This is a genomic window from Polaromonas sp. P1_G2 (assembly GCF_056405515.1).
Map to the genome: position 1 here is coordinate 1 of NZ_JBFUBY010001776.1, position 357 is coordinate 357.

Annotated in this window: 1 pseudogene; it reads left to right on the plus strand. The window is 58.2% G+C overall.

Annotation, left to right across the window (positions count from 1 at the left end):
- Positions 1-357 (plus strand): annotated as a pseudogene (locus tag AC1D0P_RS32540) (hypothetical protein); the annotation flags it as partial.

Consider the following 357-nt stretch of genomic DNA (forward strand, 5'->3'; position numbering starts at 1 on the left):
GGCAAATACCAAGAGCGGTGGCGATGCTGAAGGCGATATCCTCCTGGGTTTCGAGAACCTGCAAGGCTCTGCCCATGACGATACGCTCGGCGGCGAYGACGGCAAGAACCTCCTGACYGGCGGYAAGGGCAATGATGTYCTGACCGGCTATGGTGCGGCKGATGTGTTCATCTTCAMCGGCCATTTCGGCAAGGACGAGATCACCGATTTCTCCAGCAAGGATCGCGTCGATTTCTCCCACGGGCCACAGCTGTTCAAGGACTTCGACGCGATGATGGCGCATGTCACAGTCTCCGGCGACGATCTCGTCATCCAYCACGGCAARGACACGKTGACMCTCGACCACACGGATATGTC